Below are 21,159 nucleotides of genomic sequence, written 5' to 3'. Positions count from 1 at the left end.
TAACATAGCATCAAATTTAATTGTGTACAATTTAATTTTTGTGAAGACGGGCGAATGGTGCCTTCTCGGCTTACGGAGACAGGAGGAAGGCAAGGCGTGAGCGCACATGCCTGAAGCGTGGCTGGCCTGCGAGCCGCCCCTGGCGGGCGTGTTGTGCAGCCGGTCCTTGAATTAATCCAGCAACCGTTTGCCGTAGATGAAGTGATTGCGCCAATACGGGCCGTCAATGTCGTCCAGCCGCACCGTGCCGCCGCTGTTTGGCGCATGCACAAAGCGCCCTTTGCCAACATAGACGCCTACGTGGCTGATATCGCCGTCACTGCCGAAGAAGACCAGATCGCCGCTGATCAAGTCATCCATGCTGCGCACCTTCAGGCCGTTCATCTCAGCCATGTCGCGCGAGCTATGCGGCAGCATGATGTTGGCGGCGTTGCGGTAGATGTAGTCCACCAGGCCGCTGCAATCGAAGCCGCCGGCTGGGGTATTGCCGCCCCAGTGATAGGGGGTGCCGACCAGGGCCATGGCGCGGAACAGCACATCGTTGGCGGTACCTACCGAATTTTCCGGCGCGCGGGCCGGTTCGTCGGCGAGTTCCGAATGGGAGGGTTTGAAGGTGGCTTCCCGTCGTGGCGAACCGGCACAGGCTGCAAGCAACAGCAGCACACCGAGCAGTGCGGCGTGCCGCAGCACAAGCCAGGTCGATCTGTGTTTGTCGGCATCACCCCTGTTGGCCGGCGCCATAAAAACCCTCAGCGTGTTTTGCGTCGAGGTTATATCAAATCAATGATTTGGACGGAAGTCCTCAGGAACTGGGGGAGGTTGGGCAGGCGGATCGGCGCCCGCCAGGGGCAGTGTCGTCAGGCTGGAGAGCCACAGCACGCGTCTATGGGGCGGGAACCTCGATCTCCTGTTCCGACAGGGTGGCGCCACTGGTGTTCCAGGCGCGCAGGCGGTACCGCCCGGGATACAGGTAAAGCACGCTGTGGGAACGCGAGTGGGTGAAGGTGTAGCGGTCGGCCGGAACGGAACTGTCCGGCTCGTTGGCGTAGTAAGCATCGACCGCGCAAGGCAATTGTCCATTGCACAGGTCCAGTGAGATGCGAAACGGAACGCGTTTGCCGCCTAGCGTCAGCCAATCGGGGCGCTCGTCAATGTCAAAAGGCGGACGCGGCAGCACGACCTGGCGGCGCAACACGTCGCCTTTCATGATGCCGTGGACATCCAGATCGCCTTCGTCTGCCGCAGGAAGAATCACGCTGATGTCGTGACGTAGTGGATCGGAACTCCATATGTCGTTGGTACGGCGATTGCGCAAGGCAATCGGCACCTCTGGCCTGAAGCGCACGGCGACCGTGCTGTAAAAGCCAAAATCGAGACCGCCGACAGCCACGTCGCGAAATTGCACCTGGTCGACACACAAGGGGTCGTAACCGCTGAGCTGCTTCAGCAGCATGGCCATCGGCTGGATGCCGGGGCCCAGATTGCCGGGGGCTTTGTCCAGATGTGAATAGCCGGCATGCACGAACAACTTGGCCTGCGGATCTTTGGCGAACACCCGCTCGTAAAGGTTTTTCGCCTCCTCGGCATCGCGACTATCCGTCGTAGCGTTTTCCGGATCGTAGGGCACGATGATGTAGCCGAGCTTGATCGCCTGGCGGATGATTTCGCCGTATAGCGGTTCCATCAGGTATTCGGTGCCGGAGTCATCGGTGGCATAGCCGCGCTGCGTCAACTGTGTGTCCTTGTCGCTCAGCGCTTCTGCGGCGAAATAGCGATAACCCAATGCACGCAGGCGTGGCAACAAGGCCAGCGTGAGTTCCCGCGTGTGTGCATCGTGATGGGCTTCGTTGACCATCACGATGTGGCGGTTGGCGGCCATTTCCACCACGGCATCGGCGGCATTGATGCTGCGCCAGTCGTCGGTGTTGGGCAGCGGCATGGAGCGCGGAGGCGCTATGCGGTTGTCAAACGGGAAGGCCATGATTGCCTCGTCGTAGAGGCCAAGCTCGTTGTCCACGGTTGCCAGCAGTTGCTGGGCCAGCACCTTGTCGTCGCCTTGCAGTGTCGGTATGACGGCGGTGAGGTAGTCGTAGCGCGCCAGGCCGTTCGGCGAGGATCCGAATTTGGCCAGTAGTTCTTCGGTGGAGGGAGGGGCAGGCGTTTGCGCGTGCGCACTGGTGGAGGCCAGTAGCACGGTGGTGCAAAACAGGCACTTCACAATCGCTGCACGCATCGGAGTGGGGACTCGAGGTTGCGCGCCATCAGCCTGCGACGATGTTCGCTTCTGCGCAAGTACCCACCGTTCATAGGCATGCGCAAGCTGGTGGGGCCAGGTCAAGCGCCTGTCAACGATCCCCGGCTTGCCTTGGCGAGCTGCGTCAGGGTCGTAGGCCGGCTCTTTAGGGCGGCACGCGGGTCGCTACAATGCCGGGATGGATGCTTCCCGCAGTGATGTGTTGATTCTTGGTGGCGGTGTCGTCGGCCTGTCCTGTGCGTTGTATCTGCTGCAGGGCGGCGCCAGCGTGCGCGTGCTGGAGCAGGGCACGCCCGGTTGCGGCAGTTCGCACGGCAATTGCGGCACGATTACCCCCAGCCACGCAGCGCCCTTGGCGATGCCTGGCATGCTGGGTGTGGCGCTGCGCTCGGTGTTGCGTGCCGATGCGCCGCTGTACCTCAACCCACGTTTCGATGGCCCGCGTCTGCGCTGGCTGCTAGGGTTTGCGCGGCACTGCAACTGGCGCGATTTCGAGCATGCCGCTCAGGCGCGTTCGGCCATCCTGCAACGCTCACGACACTTGATCGGCGAGTGGGTCGCCAACGAGAAGCTCGATTGCGAATTCGTTGAGTCTGGCGTGATGTATGTCTATCGCCAGCCCGGCCCCATGAACGCGGATGAACATCATCACGTGCAGGTGCTGGAGCGCCTGGGCATTCCCGTACAGCGCCTGCGCGGGGATGAGGTCGAAGCGATGGAACCCGCGCTCAAGCCCGGCGTGAAGGGCGGTTTATTCCATCCCGGCGATGCACGTTTGCGTCCGGACCGTTACGTGGCCGAACTGGCGCGGCTGGTGCGCGAACGCGGTGGCGTGATCGAAACCGGTGCCAGCATCGAGCGTTTCGAGACAGCATCGAATCGCATCACGGGTGTCGGCACTTCCCGTGGCGATTTTGCCGGCGAACGTGTGTTGCTCGCCTTGGGTGCCTGGTCGCCATTGCTTGGAAAGAAGCTTGGCCTGCGCTTGCCGATGCAGCCGGGCAAGGGCTACTCGCTCACCTATACGCGGCCGGTGCATGCGCCGCGTCATGCTTTGGTGCTGCGCGATGTGTCGGTGTGCGTCACAACCTGGGAAAGTGGCTTTCGCCTGGGCAGCACCATGGAGTTTTCCGGTTATGCGGAAGGACTCAATCGCACCCGCATCGATGCCTTGCGCCGTGGCGCGGCGTTGGGTTTACGTGAGCCGGAAGGGCCGCAATTGCAGGAAGAGTGGTGGGGCTGGCGTCCTATGAGCGTGGACGAACTGCCGATCATAGGCCCCAGCACGCGCTGGTCCAACCTGCATCTGGCCACGGCACACGGCATGTTGGGCGTCAGCATGTCGGCGGCAACCGGTGAATTGGTTGCCGCGCAGCTCACCGGAGCGACGCCTGCCTTTGATCCAACGCCCTATGCACCCGCGCGGTTCGGTCTGTAGTCAATCAAGCCTGATCCAAACGACGTGAACTCAGCCAGGAGATGACGATGAGCGAACGCTTCGATCTGATTGTGCTGGGGGCAGGTTCGGGTGGATTGAGCGTTGCGCAGCGTGGTGCCAAGCTGGGAGCGCGGGTCGCCATGTTTGACGCTGACGCCTTGGGCGGCACCTGCGTGAATCGCGGTTGCGTACCGAAGAAGGCCATGTGGTACGCCGCGCAAATGGCGGACATGCATCGATTGGCGATCGACATCGGTTTCGAAACCACGCCGATGCAGCTGGATTGGGCGCGCTTTCGTGATTTGCGCAACCGCTACATCGCCGGCATTCGCGAGCGCTATGCGATCCGTCTGGATACGGCGGGCATCCGCGTTATAACGGATGCCGCACGCTTGATATCGGCAGATACAGTGGTAACCGCGCAAGGGATGCAGGTCAGCGCGCCGCATATCGTCATTGCGACGGGTGCGCGTCCCCGCCGCCTCGATATACCGGGCTTCGAGCTGGGCATGTTGTCGGACGACGTCTTCACGCTGGACGCCTGCCCGCGGCATATCGCCATCGTCGGAGGCGGTTATGTCGCGGTTGAATTTGCCTGCATGCTGCATGGCCTGGGCTGCTCAGTGGATTTGCTGGTACGCGAACACGTGCTGGCAGGCTTTGACCGTGAACTGGTCGATGCGCTTGTATCGCAGATGCAGACACGTGGCATCAGGATAGTGCGTGATACCTGGATCAAGGCCGCACACGGCAACCCCGGTGCCATCACCCTGGAAACCATCGGGGGCATTGAGCACGGTGTCTACGACGCGGTGTTGTGGGCCGTAGGCCGTGTGCCCAATAGCGGTGGTATCGGATTGGAACGTCTGGGCGTGGCGTGTGATCAAGAGGGTCGCGTACGCGTTGATGCCTTTCAGAACACCAATGTGCCTGGCATTTATGCGATCGGCGATGTGACCGATCGGAGGGCATTGACGCCGGTGGCGGTGGCGGCGGGTCGCGCTTTGGCTACTCGATTGGTAGGCGGCCATGCGGACGCGAAGTTTGATGACAGCGCCATCCCCAGCGTCGTGTTCGCTGATCCACCACTGGGTACGGTTGGCCTGACCGAGGACCAGGCACGCGCGCGTCATGGCGATGCTGTCAGCGTGTACAGTGGCCGCTATACGCCTTTGTTGATGATGGTGGCCGGGCATTCGGAGCAAAGTGTGGTGAAACTGGTTTGCGTGGGTGACGAGCGCAAGGTGGTCGGCATCCATGTGTTGGGACCGGGCAGCGATGAGCTGCTGCAAGGTTTTGCGATTGCGCTGCAAAAAGGGCTGTATTGGCGCGACCTGAAAGAAGCCATCGCGATCCACCCCACCGCTGCCGAAGAGCTCCTGTTGCTGCACTGAGTGCTGACGGGTCACACTTCCGGGATGGATACCTTCAGCCTCAAACGTGGCAGCGCTGCGCTGCTGATCAGCCTGCCGCACAACGGCAGCTATATTCCCGACGATCTGAGCTCTCGCCTGCGCCCCGAAGCCCGCCGTTCACCGGACACCGACTGGCATGTGGCGCAGCTCTACGAACCCTTGGCGGAAGAACTGGGGGCCAGCGTGCTCAAGCCGGTGGCCTCACGCTACGTGATCGATCTCAATCGGCCGGCCGATGGGCAAGCGCTTTACCCGGGGCGACGGGAGACCGGCCTGGTACCGACCATCGGTTTTGACGGCGAGCCCCTCTACCTGGACGGTCAGGAGCCTGATGCTGAAGAAATCCAGCAACGCGTCGAGCATTGGTGGCGCCCGTACCACCAGGCGCTGGTCGGGGAGATTGCCCGGCTCAAGGCGCAGCATGGGCGGGTCGTGCTGTGGGAAGGGCATTCGATTCGCAGCCATGTGCCGATGCTTTTCGAAGGGCGTTTACCGGACTTCAACCTGGGCACGGCTGACGGAGCCAGTTGCGGCGCTGACCTGCAGTGGAGCCTTACCAACGTGATGGAAGCCCAGTCGCGCTACGACTTCGTGCTCAATGGGCGCTTCAAGGGTGGCTATATCACCCGGCACTACGGCAAGCCGGCGGAGGGGGTCCAGGCGGTCCAGTTGGAGCTGTCCCAGTGCCGGTATATGGACGAGGAAAGCTTTGCCTGGGATGGGGCCAAGGCCCTGCTGGTGCAGGACACCATCCGCGAGTTATTACGGCAATGTCTGGCTTGATCCCTGGGGAAACTGCCGCGGAAGCCCGGTTCGAGTGACTTGCTCAATTTATAAGCAAATCTCGTGTTTTTCTTACTTCCGTTCAGTTCCGGTATGCCGAGACCGATGCATTGTTAAGGCCGTCACGCCGCCCGCGTGAGCCGGGTTCCGGCCGGGTCCGTGACAACCAAAAATCTCGAGGCTCATGATCATGATGCGTAAACTTGCGATCGCTTCTCTGCTCGTTGCAGGTGTGGCCCTCTCCGGCTCGGTGTTCGCTCAGGAACAGTCGTCGGCTGCCCCGGCTTCTTCGTCCACCGCGGCTCCTGCCAAGCACACCACCCACAAGGCGAAGTCGAGCACCTCGTCGACGACCCACAAGTCGTCGCACAAGAAGGCCGCTGCGCCGGCTTCCAGCAGCACCGCCGGGAAGTAATCGTTGTTGTAATACGGTTCGGTATACCGAGAAACCCGGTTGGTCCTGCCAGCCGGGTTTTTTAATGCCCGCGTTTCAGCCCGTCGAAGAGGGCAGTGCGGCGATGCATTTGAGTTCGATGGCGATGGGCGTAGGCAGGGCCGCGATGCCCAGCGTGGTGCGGCAGGCATCCACGCCTTTGAAGTATTCGGCGTAAAGCCGGTTGTAGGTCGCGAAGTCGCGGGTCATGTCGGTGAGAAAAACCGTGACGTCGACCAACTGCTCCCACTGCGCGCCGCTGGCTTCGAGGACTGCGCGCACGTTGGCGAAAACCTGCCGGCATTGCTGCTCGATGTCGTAATCGATCAGCTTGCCTTGCGCACCATAGACATTGCCCGGAATGGCATTCGTACCGGGTTGGCGCGGGCCGACACCCGAGAGAAACAGCAGATTACCCACGCGGCGCGCATGGGGGTAAGCGCCAACCGGCGCCGGCGCGGTATCGGTGCGGATTACCTCGCTCATCGTGGTTCCCCTGCGCGATGCATCAGCTGCTGCAGGGCTTGTTCGTAACTGGGGCGCAATGATTCGCGCGAGTCGACATGCATGCCAAGGTCATGCATGTGTCCGTTGGAAAGGCTGTAGCACCAGGCGTGCACGGCGAGTTTCTGGCCGCGCTCCCATGCCTCCATCACGATGGTCGTGGCGCACACATTCACCACTTGCTCGATAGCGTTGAGCTCGCAGAGACGCGTATTGCGCAAGGGCATGGATCTGAGCGAGCTGAGCATGTCGGTATGTTTCTGTGCGACGTCGCTGACGTGACGCAACCAGTTGTCGACCAGGCCCAGGCGCCGCTCGTCCAGCACCGCCTGCACGCCGCCGCAGCCGTAGTGACCGACCACGATGATGTGTTCCACCTTCAGCACATCCACCGCGAACTGCACGGCGCTCAGGCAGTTGAGGTCGCTATGCGAAACCACGTTGGCTACATTGCGTTGCACGAAGATCTCGCCGGGCGGCAGATCCACGATCTGCGTAGCGGGTACGCGTGAATCCGAGCAACCGATCCACAAATACTTCGGTGACTGCTGCTTGGCCAGGCGCTCGAAGAAGTGCGGATCAGCCTGCGTCACGGAAGCCGACCAGCGGCGGTTGCTGTCGATCAGGTCCTGCAATGGACTGCTCAAGGCGTTTTCCTCAATAGCGAATACAGATATTGCGCGGCTCGGTGAAGAAGCGCAGTGCTTCAGCGCCACCTTCGCGACCGACACCGGATTGCTTGGTCCCACCGAAGGGTGTGCGCAGGTCGCGCAGCAGCCAGCAGTTGATCCACACGATGCCGAAATCCAGCTGTGCGCCCATGCGGTGTGCACGCGACAGATCGGTGGTCCACAGCGAAGCGGCAAGGCCGTAGCCGGTGCCGTTGGCGATGGCGACTGCGTCGGCTTCGTCTTCAAACGGAATCAGGGTGACGACCGGGCCGAAAATTTCCTGCTGGTTGGTGGCCGTTTCATTCGGCAGCCCGTCGATGACGGTCGGCGCGATAAACCATCCTTCTGCGCAGCGTCCGGTCGGCGACAGGGCATGGCCGCCGATGAGAATCTGGCCACCTTCGTCGCGTGCCTGCGCGATGCAGCCCATCACCTTGTCGAAATGTTCGCGGGAGACCAATGCACCAAGATCGCTGGAGGCTTCCTCGGGATCGCCTACACGCAGCGCCTTTACACGTGCGAGATAGCGTTCGCGGAAGCTGTCATAGATCGAGCGCTGCACCAGCAAGCGCGAGCCGCACAGGCAGATCTCGCCCTGATTGGCGAAACCAGAGCGCACGATGGTGTCGAGGTTCTGATCGGAAAGATCGGCGTCGGCAAAAACGATGGCGGGGTTTTTGCCGCCCAATTCCAGCGATACCTTTTTGAATTGGGGCGCAGCGGTCGCTGCGATGCTGGCGCCCGTGCGCGTGCTACCGGTGAACGATACGGCCTTGATCGCAGGATGTTCGACGATGGCCTGGCCAGTGGTCGGGCCGCGACCTTGCACGATGTTCAGCACGCCGGGGGGAAAGCCGGCTTCGATACTTAACTCGCCGAGCAGCGCAGCAGTGCAGGGCGTGATCTCGGAAGGCTTGGCAACCACGGTGTTGCCGCTCGCCAGGGCCGGCGCGATTTTCCAGGTAAACAGATACAGCGGCAGGTTCCAGGGACTGATACAGCCAACCACGCCGAGCGGGCGACGCAAGGTGTAATTGATCGCGCCGCTTTCCATGGCGTGCGACTCGCTGTCCCAGGCGATGATCGCCGCAGCAAAAAAACGCAGGTTGGAAACGGCGCGCGGTATGTCCAGGCGGCGGGCGAGTGCGACCGGCTTGCCGCTGTCGCGTGACTCCAGTGCGGCGAATTCCTCTAGCCGCGCTTCGACCAGATCGGCCAGGCGGTTGATCAGCCGGGCGCGTTCTTCCGATGGCATGGATGCCCAGCCGGGGGCAGCCTTTTGCGCCGACTTCACCGCTGCATCGACGTCTGCGGCAGTGGAATCAGGGCAATGCGCAAACACCACGCCGGTGGCTGGCTCGTGAATATCGAGCCAGCGATTGTCCACGGGCGCCTGCAGGCGACCGTCAATGAGATTGGCGAGGCGTGTGCTTGGCATCATTGGAAGCTTAGAGCCTGCGCGCCAGGAATGCACCGGGCGCGGCCGTATGTGTGATGTGATAAACCCCACTCACCTTGCAGATGGGGCTTGCTCAGGCCGCATATGGAGCAACGAGGCAACTCGCCGCGCTCGCAACGAGCGTCAACTCAATGCCTTGGTCCGCCCGCCATCCACTGCAATGCTCACGCCGTTGACGTAGGCCGCCGCTGGCGTGCAAAGAAAGGCGATCACCGCCGCCACTTCACCCGGCTCGCCAAAACGGCGTGCAGGCACGGCAGCGAGCATTTCCTTCGCCAATTCATCTTCGCTGCGCCCGCTCTTTTGCGAATTCGCGGCGAGCAGGCCATCCAGTCGGGCCGTGCGCGTGTAGCCGGGCAGGACGTTGTTGACGGTGATGCCATCGGCCGCCAGTTCGCCCGAAAGCGTTTTCGCCCAGGAGGCGACAGCGGCACGGATGGTGTTGGAAACACCCAGGCCCGGGATCGGCTCTTTCACCGAGGTGGAAATCACGTTGACCAGTCGCCCGTAACCGCTGCTGCGCATGCCGGGCAGCACCGTTTGCAGCAGCACCTGTCCGGCAATCAGGTGTTGGCGGAAGGTGTTTTCGAAGGCAGCCGGTTCCGCGCTATGCGCAGGACCACCGGGTGGCCCTGCCGTGTTGTTGATCAGGATATGTATCGGATGCGCCGCGACGATGTCCGCCGCCGTGCTTTGCAGGCTGGCGGTGTCCTGCATGTCGACGCTGCGCCAGTCATGGCGCTGCGTGAGATGTTTACGCGACAGGCTGTCGGCAACAGCTTTAAGCTGATCGGCCGAGCGAGCCAGCAGGGTGACATCGGCCCCCAGTTCGGCCAGCTCGATCGCTGTGGCACGGCCGATACCTTGTGATGCGCCACACACCAGTGCGTGACGACCTTTCAGGTTCAAATCCATGCAGTCTCCTTGGCGTTTGGTTAGCTGCGGCTGTGCCACTGCACCGCCAGCGCGGCGATCCAGCAACCCCAGGCCAGCCATTGGCTGTAGCGCCAGGTGCGCCACAGGCGCGTGATCGAAACATCACCGATAGCGGCGATGGCCGGTGAGCGCAGCACGTGCTGCATGCGCAACCACAGTTGCGGCCCGTGGGCAGCCTGGGCGCCGGCACCGGTGTCCACGATCACTTTCCAGTGATGGGGGTAATCCTCACGCAAATGCTTGGCAATGCGAAACGGCAAGACGGCATGCGTGATGAAACAGGCCAGGCCGATCAGCAGCAACCCAAAATAGACCACAAACGGAATCAAAGACTGCTCCAGCTCAAATGGGCAGGGATGTCGTCGCGCAGGCTATGCAGCACGCCATCGCCTTGTGGGGCCTTGCCGCACACAGCCTTGTTCACGGCTTCAGCATACGACTTGTTCATCATGCCGACCCAGACCGTGCCGTCCGGCCCGTGCTGGATCTTGTAGCTGCCGCCCATGGTCACCGCCGCCGGCGTAGTGGTGCTGGTGGTGGAGAAGGTGCTGGCCGATTGCTCCCAGTACGTATTGTCCGACTGCTGCTTGCCGGAACTGTATACCACCACGTAACGCGCCTGCTTGTCGGCGATTGCAACGCTGCCGAATGCACCACTGTCGCTACTGCTCCAGCCCATGTATTCGCACAGCTTCACGTCTTGCGTGTCGATCGGCTGGAACGCATCGTTGAGCACCGCCACTGTTGGCGCGAACAGATAGCTGTTGTTGCCAGCCGAGCGACCACTGAGCTCCGATTTCAGCCCAATCTTGTAAGGCAGCTTGGCGTCGGCCGGCAGCTTGAAGCTCAGGAAATAGCTATGCACGCCGTTGATGGCCGCTACCGGAGTGCCGTTGCCCAGCACGAATTGCTGAGGTGTCCACGGCAGCTGATTCTGGAACGAGAAGTCGGCAAAGCTCGTGCAGCAGGGTGTGGCCTGTTCAAGCTCTTTCTTGGCATCAGCCAGTGACTTGGTCGGCGTACCTTGCGGCAGGATGTTGGGCAGCGCAGGCAGCTTGACGCTATGGCAGGCGGCAAGCAGCAGGGTCACAGCGAGGGTGAGTAGCAGTCGAAAACGCATAGAACGCATAGGCGGTATGGATCAGAATTCGGCACTCCCGGCCGCGCGGGGGTAAGGGATGGCATCGCGGATGTTCTGCAATCCGCAGACGTACACCAGCAGGCGTTCGAAGCCGAGGCCGAAGCCAGCGTGGGGCACGGTGCCGTAGCGGCGCAGGTCACGGTACCAACCGTAGGTGGCAGTATCGAGACCAAACTGGGCCATGCGGCGGTCGAGGTAATCCAGGCGCTCCTCGCGCTGGGAGCCGCCGATGATTTCACCGATGCCGGGTGCCAGCACGTCCATCGCCGCAACGGTTTTGCCGTCGTCGTTGAGACGCATGTAGAACGCCTTGATCTGTTCGGGGTAGTTCATCACCACCACCGGGCGGCCGATGTGCTTTTCGGCCAGGTAGCGTTCGTGCTCGGTTTGCAGGTCAACGCCCCAGGCGACCGGGAACTCGAAGTGGTGGCCGGATTTCTTGAGGATCTCGATGGCATCGGTGTAATCGATGCGCTCGAACGGCTGGGCGATGAACTTCTCCAGACGCTCGATGGCGTCAGGCAGCACACGCTCGGCGAAGAACGCCATGTCGTCCGCGCGCTCTTCCAGCACGGCCTTGAAGATCGCCTTGAGGAATGCCTCGGCACAGTCGGCGTTATCGTTGAGATCGGCGAACGCGATCTCCGGCTCCACCATCCAGAACTCAGCCAGGTGGCGCGGCGTGTTGGAGTTTTCGGCGCGGAAGGTTGGGCCGAAGGTGTAGACCTTGCTCATCGCCAGCGCATACGCCTCGACGTTGAGCTGCCCGGACACGGTGAGAAACGCTTCGCGGCCAAAGAAATCTTTGCGAAAATCGATCTTGCCCTTGTCATCGCGCGGCAGGTTGGCCAGATCCAGCGTGGAGAGGCGGAACATGTCGCCCGCGCCCTCGGCATCCGACGCGGTAATGATGGGCGTGTTGATCCAGAAGAAGCCCTGTTCGGTGAGATGGCGGTGAATGGCCGTCATCATCGTGTGACGCACGCGTGTCACCGCGCCGAACAGGTTGGTGCGCGGACGCAGATGGGCCACCTCGCGCAGGAATTCCATCGAGTGTTGCTTGGGCTGGATGGGGTAGGTTTCCGGATCGTCGACCATCCCGGTAACGACAACGCTCTCTGCCTGGAGTTCGAACGCCTGCCCCTTGCCCTGCGAGGGCACCAGGGTGCCGGTGACGATCACGCCCGCGCCGGCGGTGAGGTGCTTCACCTCGCTCTCGTAATTGCCCACGGTGGAGGGCACTACGGCCTGGATCGGATCGAAGCAGGAACCATCGCTGATATTCACGAACGACAGGCCAGCCTTGGAGTCACGCCGGGTGCGTACCCAGCCGCGTACCGTTACCGTGCTACCGGCTTCGATGTTGCCGGAAAGGGCCTGTTTGACGCTGACCACCGTCATGGATTGAAACTCCTGAGGATTGCGCCCATTTGTTAAGGGCGTGAAGGCAAGCGGGCATGATAATGTAGGCCTTGGCTGCACTGCGACATGCCATCCGTACCAAAAGCGCCAACTTAAGCGCCGGCTGAATTTAGAACCCTTGTCGTTATGACTATTTCGATTACCCCCTCTGCCAATCAACGCATGCGCCAGTTCCTCGCGCAGTCGCCTGCTGCTGCCGGAGTCCGCTTCGGCGTCAAGCGCACGGGCTGCTCGGGTTTCGCATACGTGGTGGATCTGGCCGATACGGCGAGCGCCGACGACCAGACTTTCCAGATCGATGGCGTCCCGGTGATCGTGGACGTCAACAGCCTGCCGCTGGTGGATGGGACCGTCATCGATTTCCAGCGTCAGGGGCTCAATGCCAGCTTCGTGTTCCACAACCCGAACGCGACGGGGGAATGTGGCTGCGGTGAAAGCTTCACCGTTGGCTGACATCTGGCGATCAGTCGGGCTGGCGTGCCTGCGTCCTTGACGCGCCCCATAACTGAGCCAATTCAGCTACTTGCACCGACTGGCTCATCCCGCTTACAATTCCGCTTCTGTCTCCGCCAAACAGGCGCGGGACGGTCCCTTGCCTCACTGCATCGGCAGGAGGCTGCCTGGCTCGTAAGGGCCACATCCATAAGGAGTTTTACCGATGACCTTGCGTCATTACGAAGTAGTGTTTCTGGTCCACCCTGACCAGAGTGAACAGGTTCCGGCCATGATCGAGCGCTACAAGGCGCTGATCACCGCCGATGGCGGCAAGATCCACCGCCTGGAAGATTGGGGCCGCCGCCAGCTGGCTTACCCGATCGTGAACCTGGCCAAGGCGCATTACGTTCTGCTCAACATCGAAGTGAGCCAGAGCGTGCTGAACGAACTGGAGTCGGGCTTCCGCTTCAACGACGCCGTGCTGCGTCATCTGGTGATCAAGCGCGACGAGGCCGACACCGAGCAGTCCTTCATCCTGAAGAGCAAGGAAAAGGACGACGCCAAGTCTTCCCGCCGCCGTGACGACGACGCCGAAGGCGATGACCGCCGCGTGGGTCGCGCCGATAGCGACGATGCCGACCTCGAAGACTGATTAGGAGCCCAGACCCATGTCCAAGTTCTTCCGCCGCCGCAAGTTCTGCCGCTTCACGGCCGAAAACGTCAAAGAGATCGACTACAAGGATCTCAACACGCTGCGCCAGTACATCACTGAGAACGGCAAGATCGTTCCCAGCCGCATCACCGGCACCAAGGCTCGTTACCAGCGCCAGCTGGCCACGGCCATCAAGCGCGCCCGTTTCCTGGCGCTGCTGCCGTACACCGACAACCACGACGTTTGATGTCGGTTTTCCTCCTCTCCCCAGCGGGGAGAGGATCGAGGTGAGGGGTAATCTTGCTGCGGCATTGTTCGAAGCCTGTTTCGGATGCTGATCAAGGCAAGAAGAGCCCCTCGCCCAACCCTCTCCTCAAAGGCAGAGGGTGCAAGACGATTTCGGACAACCGTCCACGGCTGCATCGGGCCACACCGGTGCTAACGAATTGAGGAATACCCCATGGAACTTATCCTTCTTGAGAAAGTGCGCAACCTCGGCAACCTTGGTGACAAGGTCAAGGTGAAGCCAGGCTACGGCCGCAACTACCTGCTGCCGCAGGGCAAGGCTGTGCGCGTGAACGCCGAGAACCTCGCCGCGTTCGAAGCTCGCCGCGCCGAATACGAAGCCAAGGCCAACAAGCTGTTGACCGATGCCGAAACCCGCAAGGCCAAGCTGGCTGACGTGACGGTGACCATCGCCGCCAATGCCAGCCCCGAAGGCAAGCTGTACGGCTCGGTGGGGCCGCGCGAGATCGCCGAGGCGCTGCAGGCTGCCGGTCACGACATCCACAAGGGTGAAGTGATCCAGGGCGAAGGCCCGATCCGCCACATCGGTGAATTCGACGTGCTGATCAGCTTGCATGCCGACGTGCAGAACTCGATCAAGGTGATCGTGGTCAGCGAGAAGTAAGCTGCTACGCCATCTTGTGATGGATGCAGACGGGCGCCGGTAGGCGCCCGTTTGTTTTGGGCGCGGCGCCAGGGTTATCCCCACAATCCCACAAGATATCCACAGACTTATTGTCTCGTCCCCTGAGACTGCGCCGCGTATGCTCGCAGCTTGTGCCTGCCTATATGGCTTTGTGCACCTTCCTTGCTACAGGGAATGTCCATGTCCTTCGTGCCCGAACGTAAATCCGGCAACAACAGCGCTATCGAAGCTTTGCGAGTACCGCCGCATTCCATTGATGCGGAACAGGCGGTGCTCGGCGGCCTGATGCTCGCACCCGATGCACTGGATAAAGTTGCCGACAAACTCGGCGAACAGGACTTTTATCGCAGGGACCACCGGCTGATCTGGCGCGCGATTACCGAACTGTCCATCAAGGGCATGCCGTGCGATGCGGTGACCCTGGGTGATTGGTTTGAGGCCAACGATCTGGCCGAAATGGTCGGTGGCGCGGGTTACCTGGTGGAACTGGCCAACAGCACGCCAAGCGCGGCGAACATCGCCGCCTATGCGGAAATCGTGCGCGAGAAATCCGTGTTGCGCCAGCTGATCGATGCCGGTACCGCGATCACCGAGGACGGTTACCGCCCGGAAGGCAAGAGCGTGCAAGAGGTGCTGGAAACCGCCGAACAGCGCGTGTTCCACATTGCCGAATCCGGCGCGCGCGGCAAGAAAGATACGGTTTCGATGCGCGAAGCGGTCAAAGACGCTTTCCGCCTGCTGCATGAGCGCTACCAGAACCGCGGGCAGCTCACCGGCATCTCCACCGGCTTCACCGATCTGGACAACCTCACTTCTGGCTTGCAACCGTCGGACCTGATCATCGTCGCGGCGCGCCCGTCGATGGGCAAGACGGCTTTCTCGGTCAACATCGCCGAAGCCTGTGCCTTGCGCGCAAAGAAGCCGGTAGCGATTTTTTCGATGGAGATGTCCGCGTCGCAGCTGGCATTCCGTCTTATTTCTTCGGTAGGCCGCATTCACCAGCAGCACCTGCGTAACGGCGACCTGGCCGAAGAGGACTGGCCGCGCGTCACCAACGCCATCGCGCTGCTGTCCGAGGCGAAGATCTTCATTGACGACACGCCCGGCCTCTCGCCGGTGGAGATGCGCTCGCGTTCACGCCGCCTGGCGCGTGAGCACGGCGGCCTGGGCCTGATCGTGATCGACTACCTGCAGCTGATGCAGGTGCCTGGCAACAAGGAAAACCGCGCTACGGAAATTTCGGAAATCTCCCGCTCGCTGAAAGGCCTGGCCAAGGAACTCAACGTACCGGTGATCGCGTTGTCACAGTTGAACCGCTCGCTGGAACAGCGTGCCGACAAGCGTCCGATGATGTCCGACTTGCGCGAATCCGGCGCTATCGAACAGGACGCCGACGTGATCATGTTCATCTACCGCGACGAGTACTACAACAAGGAATCGCCCGACAAAGGCCTGGCCGAAATCATCATCGGCAAGCAACGTAACGGCCCCACGGATACGGTGAAACTGACCTTCCTCGGTCATTACACCAAGTTCGAGAACTATAGTCCTGACACCTATACCGGGCATTTCTAAGCGGCGGCTGCCTGCACTTTGCCATCTCGCTGCCCTGATCCGCCCGCCAGTCAGCCGCTAACCTATGCTGCAGCGGGCGTGTGTTTCCACATGCCGGGATAGTCCTCTCGATCAAGCCAGGAATCATGAGCCGTACGACTGTCGCCACCATTCATCTGGGTGCCCTGCGCCACAACCTGGAACGGATCCGGGAGCTGGCGGCGCCGGCCAAGGTCATGGCAGTGGTCAAGGCGGATGCTTATGGGCATGGCCTGGAACGGGTGGCGCGCGCGCTGGACGGCGCTGCGGATGCCTTTGCCGTGGCTTCGCTGGGCGACGGTTTGCGCTTGCGCGCGGCAGGGCATCGGCAACGCATCGTGGTGTTGTCGGGTCCTGATCAGGCCGGTGATATAGCCGAGATGCAGCGGCTTGGCCTTGATGCCGCGATCCATCATGAAAGCCAACTGCACTGGCTGTCGGAAGCCTCGCCCACGCGCGGACGTCTGCGCGTGTGGCTGAAAGTCGACAGCGGCATGCATCGGCTTGGTTTCGCGCCGGAACGCGCAGCGTCCGTGCATGCGCAGTTGTCGACGATGACCGGCATCGATCCGGATATCGGCTTGATGACACACTTCGCCGAATCGGAAGTCTTCGATGGCGAGCGTACTCGCGAGCAGATCGAGCGCTTCCGCAGCGCGACGCTGGGCCTGTCGGGACCGCGTTCGCTATCCAATTCTGCGGCCGTGCTGGGTTGGCCGGGTGCGCGTGGCGATTGGGTGCGTACCGGTGGCCTGCTTTATGGACTCTCGGTAGTGGAAGGCAAAAGCGGTGCGGACTTCGGTTTTCGCTCGGCGATGACCTTGTCCACTCGCCTGATTGCCATCAATACGATCAAGCGCGGTGAACGCATCGGTTACAACGGGCTGTGGGAGTGTCCCGAAGACATGCCCGTTGGCGTGGCTGCTGTCGGCTATGGCGATGGCTATCCACGCAGCGCCGCAGCCGGTACGCCCGTGCTGGTCGGTAGCCAGCGGGTGCCGCTGATTGGCCGCGTCTCGATGGATCTCATCACGCTGGATCTGCGCGAGGCACCTCACGCCAAAGTAGGCGATCGCGTGGTGCTGTGGGGATCGGAACTGCCGGTGGAAATCGTCGCGGCCCAGGCCGGCACGATCAGCTATGACCTTACCTGCGGCATGACGCGCCGCGTGCTGTTCGTCGAAGACGACCAATAATCCTACGCGTCTCGCGGTCTGCGACCCTTGCAGGCTAAGCTCCTTCCATCCATTTCACGCGTGCAACCTCATGGCCAAAGCCAAAACTGCCTACGTTTGTACCGATTGCGGTGCGGAGCACACCAAATGGCAAGGTCAATGCGTGGAATGCGGCGCGTGGAACACGCTCTCCGAGTTCGTCGTGCAGTCCGCGCAGAAATCGTCAGGCGCTGCGCGGCAGGGCGGTTATGCGGGCGCCGCGAACAACGCGCCTCGGGTTACCCCGCTGACCGACGTGCTGGTGACGGCCGAATCGCGCACGCTGACCGGTATCGGAGAATTGGATCGCGTGCTTGGCGGTGGCCTGGTCGATGGATCGGTTGTGTTGATCGGCGGCGATCCCGGCATCGGCAAATCGACCTTGTTGCTGCAGATGCTCGGCACACTCGGCGAAAAACTTCCTAGCGTCTATGTCACCGGTGAAGAGTCACTGGCGCAAGTTGCTGCCCGCGCCCAGCGGCTCGATCTTCCCCTGAACCCCCTGCATGCATTGGCGGAAACCGGTGTCGAACGGATTCTTGAGCAAGTTGCCGCGACACGGCCGCGCGTGCTGGTGATCGACTCCATTCAGACCATCTGGACGGAACTGCTCACCGCGGCACCGGGCTCGGTGAGCCAGGTACGCGAATCGGCGGCCAGACTGACCCGCTTTGCCAAGGAAAGCGGCACCTCGGTCTTTCTGGTCGGGCACGTCACCAAGGAGGGCGGCATTGCCGGCCCACGCGTGCTGGAGCACATGGTGGACGCGGTGTTGTATTTCGAAGGCGAGTCCGGCAGCCGTTTCCGTGTGCTGCGCGCCTTCAAGAACCGTTTCGGCGCGGTAAATGAGCTGGGTGTGTTCGCCATGTCCGAAAAGGGATTGCGCGAGGTGCCCAACCCTTCCGCCATTTTCCTGTCGGCGCATAGCGGCCCGACCTCGGGCAGTGCCGTGATGGTCACGCGCGAAGGCACGCGTCCTTTGCTGGTGGAAGTGCAGGCACTGGTGGACCAATCCTCGCTGGGCAATCCACGTCGCGTGGCATTGGGACTGGAACAGAACCGCCTCGCGATGCTGCTGGCGGTCTTGCATCGTCATGGTGGTGTCGCCGCCTACGATCAGGATGTTTTCGTCAACGTCGTTGGCGGCATCCGCGTGCAGGAAACTGCCGCTGACTTGCCGGTCCTGCTCGCTGTGCTTTCTTCTTTGCGTGACCGTCCGCTACCGGAGAAAACCATTGCCTTTGGCGAAGTGGGTCTGTCCGGTGAAATCCGTCCGGTGCCCAATGGCGAAGAGCGCATGAAGGAAGCTGCGCATCATGGTTTTCAGCGCGCCATCGTTCCCAAGGCCAATGCGCCGAAGAAAGGACGTGTGGGGGAGATGGAAGTGGTCGGGGTGGAACGTCTGGCGCAGGCGATTGATGCCTGCCGCTAAGGTGAGGGTGGATCAATCGACCGCGCGATGCAGGATCAATTCCAGCACGAACTTCGAACCAAAGAACGCCAGTGCCAGCACGCCCATGCCGATCAGCGTGAGGTTGACCGCGCTGCGCCCGCGCCAGCCGTGTTTCCATCTTCCATAGAGCAGGGCGCCAAAGACCAGCCACGCGATGATCGACAGCACGGTCTTGTGCACCAAGTGCTGCCCGAAGAGGTTGTGGACGAAAAGAATGCCGGTGAGCAGTGTCAGCGTCAGCAGCATGAAGCCTGCGCCAATCAGGCGAAACAGAAGTGATTCGGTCAGCGTCAGCGGCGGCAGGGCGCTTAGCCACGGGCCCAGATGACGATGACGCAGGGCGCGCTCTTGCACGGCAAGCAGAATCGCCATCGCGGCGGCAATCGAAAGCACGCCAAAGGCCAGCAAGGCCACAGTGACATGCAGCTTGATTTGCCAGTCCATCGACATGGGGACCGTACGCGGTGCCAGGAAGCTATCCACCCATAGCAGCAAGGCGCTGAGTGGAAACACGATGACGCCTAGTGTGGCGACGGGCCGAGAGAGGTTGACCAGCAGCGTCAGCGCGCACACCACACAAGCGACCAGGGACAGCGCCGCGAAGAAGTGCAGGTCCAGGGCGCCGCGATGCATGGCCAGCAATCCGGCGGCATGTGCAACCACCGCCATTGCGGCAATGGCTAAGGCCGGACGGGCAAACCTTGCCGGAGCCGTCGAGCCTGCGCCAAACAGTGGCCGCGCCAGCATCAGGCTGGCGAGCAGGTAACAGGCAATGGCGAAGATCGAGAGGGCGGATAGCATGAGGCGCAAGTGTCGCATACGGCTTGGATAGGGTGAACGCGGCGAGTCGCCCCTGTGTTCGATGCCGGGCGCGATGCGTGGGATGGGGTGTTTCGGCGGGACGGGCGCTGCCGCACGCTTAACCGGGAACGAGAGGTCGTCCCGGATGGCCTTGGCAGGTCTGGTATATTGAGCGGTCAATCCTGCTATTCAGCCCTCACCATGTTCGAGTCGCTCAGCCAACGCCTCTCTGCCACCGTCAACCGCTTGCGCGGCCGCGGTCGCTTGACCGAGGAAAACATCCGCGAAAGCCTGCGCGAAGTGCGCATCGCCCTGCTCGAAGCCGACGTGGCCCTGCCGGTGGTGCAGGCGCTGGTCGAGCGCGTGAAAGTACGTGCGGTCGGCCAGGAAGTGCTTAAGAGTCTGTCGCCAGGCCAGGCGCTGGTGAAAGTGGTCAGTGATGAGCTGACCGCGTTGATGGGCACGGCGAACAGCGAGCTCAACCTCGCCCAGCAGCCGCCTGCCGTGGTGTTGATGGCGGGTCTGCAAGGTGCCGGTAAAACCACCACCGTGGCCAAGCTGGCGCGCTTCCTCACCGAGCGCAAGAAAAAGCGCGTGATGGTAGTGAGCTGCGACGTCTATCGTCCGGCCGCGATCGAGCAGTTGCGCACCTTGGCCGAGCAGGTCGGTGTGAGGTTCTTCCCGTCTGAAGGCGGCCAGAATCCGGTCGATATCGCCAAAGCGGCGATTTCGGCGGCGCGCAAGGAAGTCATGGACGTGTTGCTGATCGACACCGCAGGCCGCCTGCATGTCGACGAAGCGATGATGGCCGAGATCAAGGCGCTACACGCCGCGGTTACGCCGATCGAAACCCTGTTCGTGGTCGACTCGATGACCGGTCAGGACGCTGCCAACACCGCCAAGGCCTTCAGCGAAGCGTTGCCGCTTACGGGCGTGGTACTGACCAAGACCGATGGTGACGCGCGCGGCGGCGCCGCGCTCTCGGTGCGCTATGTCACCGGCCGTCCGATCAAATTCCTTGGCGCTGGCGAAAAGACGGATGCACTGGAGCCGTTCCATCCGGATCGCGTGGCACAGCGCATCCTCGGCATGGGCGATGTGCTGTCGCTGGTCGAGGAAGTGGAGCGCAAGGTCGACCAGGAAAAGGCGCAGAAGCTCGCCACCAAGGTGATGAAGGGCAAGCGCTTCGATCTCAACGACATGCGCGACCAGCTCGAGCAGATGACCAACATGGGTGGCCTGGCCGGCCTGATGGACAAATTGCCGGGTGTTTCCGGCCTGCCTGACAGCGTGAAGTCCAAGGTCGATGACGGCGAGATCAAGCGGATGGTGGCGATCATCAACTCGATGACCAAGAAGGAGCGCCGCCATCCGGACCTGCTCAACGGTTCCCGGCGCGCCCGCGTGGCCCGCGGCTCCGGCACTCAGCCTGCCGATGTGAATCGCCTGTTGAAGCAATACATGCAGATGGAAAAGATGATGTCCAAGCTCTCCAAGGGCGGCAGCAAGGGCTTGCTACGGCAGATGCGTGGTGCCATGAAGGGCATGGGCGGCATGGGCGGCGGCTTCCCTCCGATGCGCTGAGTCGCGTTACTTGACTGGCGGCGGGCTAACCCCTTCCTTT

At 61.8% G+C, this 21,159-nt stretch carries 22 protein-coding genes; 12 read left to right on the top strand and 10 right to left on the bottom strand.

Features of this window, described 5'->3' with window-relative positions; genetic code table 11:
- Positions 1-171: 171 nt before the first annotated feature.
- Together ISP19_RS13850 and ISP19_RS13845 are read right to left on the bottom strand one after the other, a co-directional pair.
- Positions 172-741 (bottom strand): C40 family peptidase, encoded by a 570-nt coding sequence (locus ISP19_RS13850; RefSeq protein WP_204683007.1) that lies wholly within the window; start codon positions 739-741, stop codon positions 172-174.
- 142 nt (positions 742-883) lie between these two features.
- Positions 884-2,233 carry a hypothetical protein gene (locus ISP19_RS13845; RefSeq protein ID WP_204683006.1) on the bottom strand — a complete coding sequence of 450 codons (1,350 nt, stop codon included), beginning with the start codon at positions 2,231-2,233 and terminating at the stop codon, positions 884-886.
- A 199-nt stretch (positions 2,234-2,432) separates the two neighbouring features.
- Here ISP19_RS13845 and ISP19_RS13840 point away from each other — a divergent pair, with 199 nt between their 5' ends.
- The 4 genes from ISP19_RS13840 to ISP19_RS13825 all read left to right on the top strand — a co-directional run bounded on the left by ISP19_RS13840 (position 2,433) and on the right by ISP19_RS13825 (position 6,305).
- The gene (locus ISP19_RS13840; RefSeq protein WP_204683005.1) at positions 2,433-3,692 is read left to right on the top strand and encodes an NAD(P)/FAD-dependent oxidoreductase; all 1,260 of its coding nucleotides are present in this window, start codon (positions 2,433-2,435) and stop codon (positions 3,690-3,692) included.
- Positions 3,693-3,739: 47 nt separating this feature from the next.
- Entirely contained in the window at positions 3,740-5,086 is a 1,347-nt protein-coding gene (gorA, locus tag ISP19_RS13835; RefSeq protein ID WP_204683004.1) for a glutathione-disulfide reductase, read from the top strand.
- Between the two features lie 24 nt (positions 5,087-5,110).
- Positions 5,111-5,890 (top strand): N-formylglutamate deformylase, encoded by a 780-nt coding sequence (gene hutG / locus ISP19_RS13830; protein WP_204683003.1) that lies wholly within the window; start codon positions 5,111-5,113, stop codon positions 5,888-5,890.
- Between the two features lie 190 nt (positions 5,891-6,080).
- A complete protein-coding gene (locus tag ISP19_RS13825) occupies positions 6,081-6,305 on the top strand; it encodes a hypothetical protein (protein ID WP_204683002.1) in 225 nt (74 codons plus the stop codon).
- Between the two features lie 75 nt (positions 6,306-6,380).
- Here ISP19_RS13825 and ISP19_RS13820 read toward each other — a convergent pair whose 3' ends face one another.
- From ISP19_RS13820 to asnS, 7 genes are all read right to left on the bottom strand, one after another.
- Positions 6,381-6,809, bottom strand: a complete 429-nt coding sequence (locus tag ISP19_RS13820) for a RidA family protein (protein WP_204683001.1) — start codon at positions 6,807-6,809, stop codon at positions 6,381-6,383.
- On the bottom strand, positions 6,806-7,474 hold the full coding sequence (gene can, locus ISP19_RS13815) for a carbonate dehydratase (RefSeq protein WP_204683000.1): 669 nt from the start codon (positions 7,472-7,474) through the stop codon (positions 6,806-6,808). The genes ISP19_RS13820 and can overlap by 4 nt, the downstream gene beginning before the upstream one ends.
- A gap of 10 nt (positions 7,475-7,484) precedes the next feature.
- Positions 7,485-8,936: an aldehyde dehydrogenase gene (locus ISP19_RS13810; protein WP_204682999.1), complete on the bottom strand. Its 1,452-nt coding sequence runs from the start codon at positions 8,934-8,936 to the stop codon at positions 7,485-7,487.
- A gap of 144 nt (positions 8,937-9,080) precedes the next feature.
- Entirely contained in the window at positions 9,081-9,872 is a 792-nt protein-coding gene (locus ISP19_RS13805) for an SDR family oxidoreductase (protein WP_204682998.1), read from the bottom strand.
- 20 nt (positions 9,873-9,892) lie between these two features.
- Positions 9,893-10,222, bottom strand: coding sequence for a hypothetical protein (locus tag ISP19_RS13800; RefSeq protein ID WP_204682997.1), 330 nt, complete (start codon positions 10,220-10,222; stop codon positions 9,893-9,895).
- Entirely contained in the window at positions 10,219-11,022 is an 804-nt protein-coding gene (locus tag ISP19_RS13795; RefSeq protein WP_204682996.1) for a MalM family protein, read from the bottom strand. Before ISP19_RS13795 ends, ISP19_RS13800 begins: the two co-directional genes overlap by 4 nt.
- Before the next feature lie 12 nt (positions 11,023-11,034).
- A complete protein-coding gene (gene asnS / locus ISP19_RS13790) occupies positions 11,035-12,435 on the bottom strand; it encodes an asparagine--tRNA ligase (RefSeq protein WP_204682995.1) in 1,401 nt (466 codons plus the stop codon).
- Positions 12,436-12,582: 147 nt separating this feature from the next.
- On the opposite strand from asnS, the gene ISP19_RS13785 reads away from it, so the two are divergent.
- The 7 genes from ISP19_RS13785 to radA all read left to right on the top strand — a co-directional run bounded on the left by ISP19_RS13785 (position 12,583) and on the right by radA (position 18,713).
- Positions 12,583-12,909: a HesB/IscA family protein gene (locus ISP19_RS13785; protein ID WP_204682994.1), complete on the top strand. Its 327-nt coding sequence runs from the start codon at positions 12,583-12,585 to the stop codon at positions 12,907-12,909.
- Positions 12,910-13,114: 205 nt separating this feature from the next.
- Positions 13,115-13,543 (top strand): 30S ribosomal protein S6, encoded by a 429-nt coding sequence (rpsF, locus tag ISP19_RS13780; RefSeq protein WP_204682993.1) that lies wholly within the window; start codon positions 13,115-13,117, stop codon positions 13,541-13,543.
- 16 nt (positions 13,544-13,559) lie between these two features.
- Positions 13,560-13,790 carry a 30S ribosomal protein S18 gene (gene rpsR / locus ISP19_RS13775; RefSeq protein WP_074552179.1) on the top strand — a complete coding sequence of 77 codons (231 nt, stop codon included), beginning with the start codon at positions 13,560-13,562 and terminating at the stop codon, positions 13,788-13,790.
- Between the two features lie 213 nt (positions 13,791-14,003).
- On the top strand, positions 14,004-14,453 hold the full coding sequence (gene rplI / locus ISP19_RS13770) for a 50S ribosomal protein L9 (RefSeq protein ID WP_204682992.1): 450 nt from the start codon (positions 14,004-14,006) through the stop codon (positions 14,451-14,453).
- Positions 14,454-14,654: 201 nt separating this feature from the next.
- The gene (locus tag ISP19_RS13765; RefSeq protein ID WP_204682991.1) at positions 14,655-16,049 is read left to right on the top strand and encodes a replicative DNA helicase; all 1,395 of its coding nucleotides are present in this window, start codon (positions 14,655-14,657) and stop codon (positions 16,047-16,049) included.
- Positions 16,050-16,174: 125 nt separating this feature from the next.
- Positions 16,175-17,263, top strand: coding sequence for an alanine racemase (alr, locus tag ISP19_RS13760; protein ID WP_204682990.1), 1,089 nt, complete (start codon positions 16,175-16,177; stop codon positions 17,261-17,263).
- Positions 17,264-17,333: 70 nt separating this feature from the next.
- Positions 17,334-18,713, top strand: a complete 1,380-nt coding sequence (gene radA, locus ISP19_RS13755) for a DNA repair protein RadA (RefSeq protein ID WP_204682989.1) — start codon at positions 17,334-17,336, stop codon at positions 18,711-18,713.
- 12 nt (positions 18,714-18,725) lie between these two features.
- On the opposite strand, the gene ISP19_RS13750 is transcribed toward radA, so the two are convergent.
- On the bottom strand, positions 18,726-19,535 hold the full coding sequence (locus ISP19_RS13750; RefSeq protein WP_239556819.1) for a cytochrome C assembly family protein: 810 nt from the start codon (positions 19,533-19,535) through the stop codon (positions 18,726-18,728).
- 201 nt (positions 19,536-19,736) lie between these two features.
- Between ISP19_RS13750 and ffh the strand changes: the two genes are divergently transcribed.
- Positions 19,737-21,119 (top strand): signal recognition particle protein, encoded by a 1,383-nt coding sequence (gene ffh / locus ISP19_RS13745; protein WP_204682987.1) that lies wholly within the window; start codon positions 19,737-19,739, stop codon positions 21,117-21,119.
- Positions 21,120-21,159: the final 40 nt, after the last annotated feature.

The sequence above is a fragment of the Dyella flava genome, from assembly GCF_016904955.1.
In the GTDB taxonomy this organism is placed as follows: domain Bacteria; phylum Pseudomonadota; class Gammaproteobacteria; order Xanthomonadales; family Rhodanobacteraceae; genus Dyella_B; species Dyella_B flava.
Note: the sequence above shows the minus strand (reverse complement) of the source record. Positions and strands in the feature narration are given on the sequence as shown.

Coding starts and splice junctions, on each gene's coding strand:
- hutG (WP_204683003.1), top strand. CDS start 5,111: ATGGATACCTTCAGCCTCAAACGTGGCAGCGCTGCGCTGCTGATCAGC.
- asnS (WP_204682995.1), bottom strand. CDS start 12,435: ATGACGGTGGTCAGCGTCAAACAGGCCCTTTCCGGCAACATCGAAGCC.
- ISP19_RS13765 (WP_204682991.1), top strand. CDS start 14,655: ATGTCCTTCGTGCCCGAACGTAAATCCGGCAACAACAGCGCTATCGAA.
- radA (WP_204682989.1), top strand. CDS start 17,334: ATGGCCAAAGCCAAAACTGCCTACGTTTGTACCGATTGCGGTGCGGAG.
- ISP19_RS13810 (WP_204682999.1), bottom strand. CDS start 8,936: ATGCCAAGCACACGCCTCGCCAATCTCATTGACGGTCGCCTGCAGGCG.
- ISP19_RS13750 (WP_239556819.1), bottom strand. CDS start 19,535: ATGCTATCCGCCCTCTCGATCTTCGCCATTGCCTGTTACCTGCTCGCC.
- gorA (WP_204683004.1), top strand. CDS start 3,740: ATGAGCGAACGCTTCGATCTGATTGTGCTGGGGGCAGGTTCGGGTGGA.
- rpsF (WP_204682993.1), top strand. CDS start 13,115: ATGACCTTGCGTCATTACGAAGTAGTGTTTCTGGTCCACCCTGACCAG.
- ISP19_RS13850 (WP_204683007.1), bottom strand. CDS start 741: ATGGCGCCGGCCAACAGGGGTGATGCCGACAAACACAGATCGACCTGG.
- ffh (WP_204682987.1), top strand. CDS start 19,737: ATGTTCGAGTCGCTCAGCCAACGCCTCTCTGCCACCGTCAACCGCTTG.
- ISP19_RS13820 (WP_204683001.1), bottom strand. CDS start 6,809: ATGAGCGAGGTAATCCGCACCGATACCGCGCCGGCGCCGGTTGGCGCT.
- alr (WP_204682990.1), top strand. CDS start 16,175: ATGAGCCGTACGACTGTCGCCACCATTCATCTGGGTGCCCTGCGCCAC.
- rpsR (WP_074552179.1), top strand. CDS start 13,560: ATGTCCAAGTTCTTCCGCCGCCGCAAGTTCTGCCGCTTCACGGCCGAA.
- ISP19_RS13825 (WP_204683002.1), top strand. CDS start 6,081: ATGATGCGTAAACTTGCGATCGCTTCTCTGCTCGTTGCAGGTGTGGCC.
- ISP19_RS13845 (WP_204683006.1), bottom strand. CDS start 2,233: ATGCGTGCAGCGATTGTGAAGTGCCTGTTTTGCACCACCGTGCTACTG.
- ISP19_RS13795 (WP_204682996.1), bottom strand. CDS start 11,022: ATGCGTTCTATGCGTTTTCGACTGCTACTCACCCTCGCTGTGACCCTG.
- ISP19_RS13805 (WP_204682998.1), bottom strand. CDS start 9,872: ATGGATTTGAACCTGAAAGGTCGTCACGCACTGGTGTGTGGCGCATCA.
- ISP19_RS13785 (WP_204682994.1), top strand. CDS start 12,583: ATGACTATTTCGATTACCCCCTCTGCCAATCAACGCATGCGCCAGTTC.
- rplI (WP_204682992.1), top strand. CDS start 14,004: ATGGAACTTATCCTTCTTGAGAAAGTGCGCAACCTCGGCAACCTTGGT.
- ISP19_RS13840 (WP_204683005.1), top strand. CDS start 2,433: ATGGATGCTTCCCGCAGTGATGTGTTGATTCTTGGTGGCGGTGTCGTC.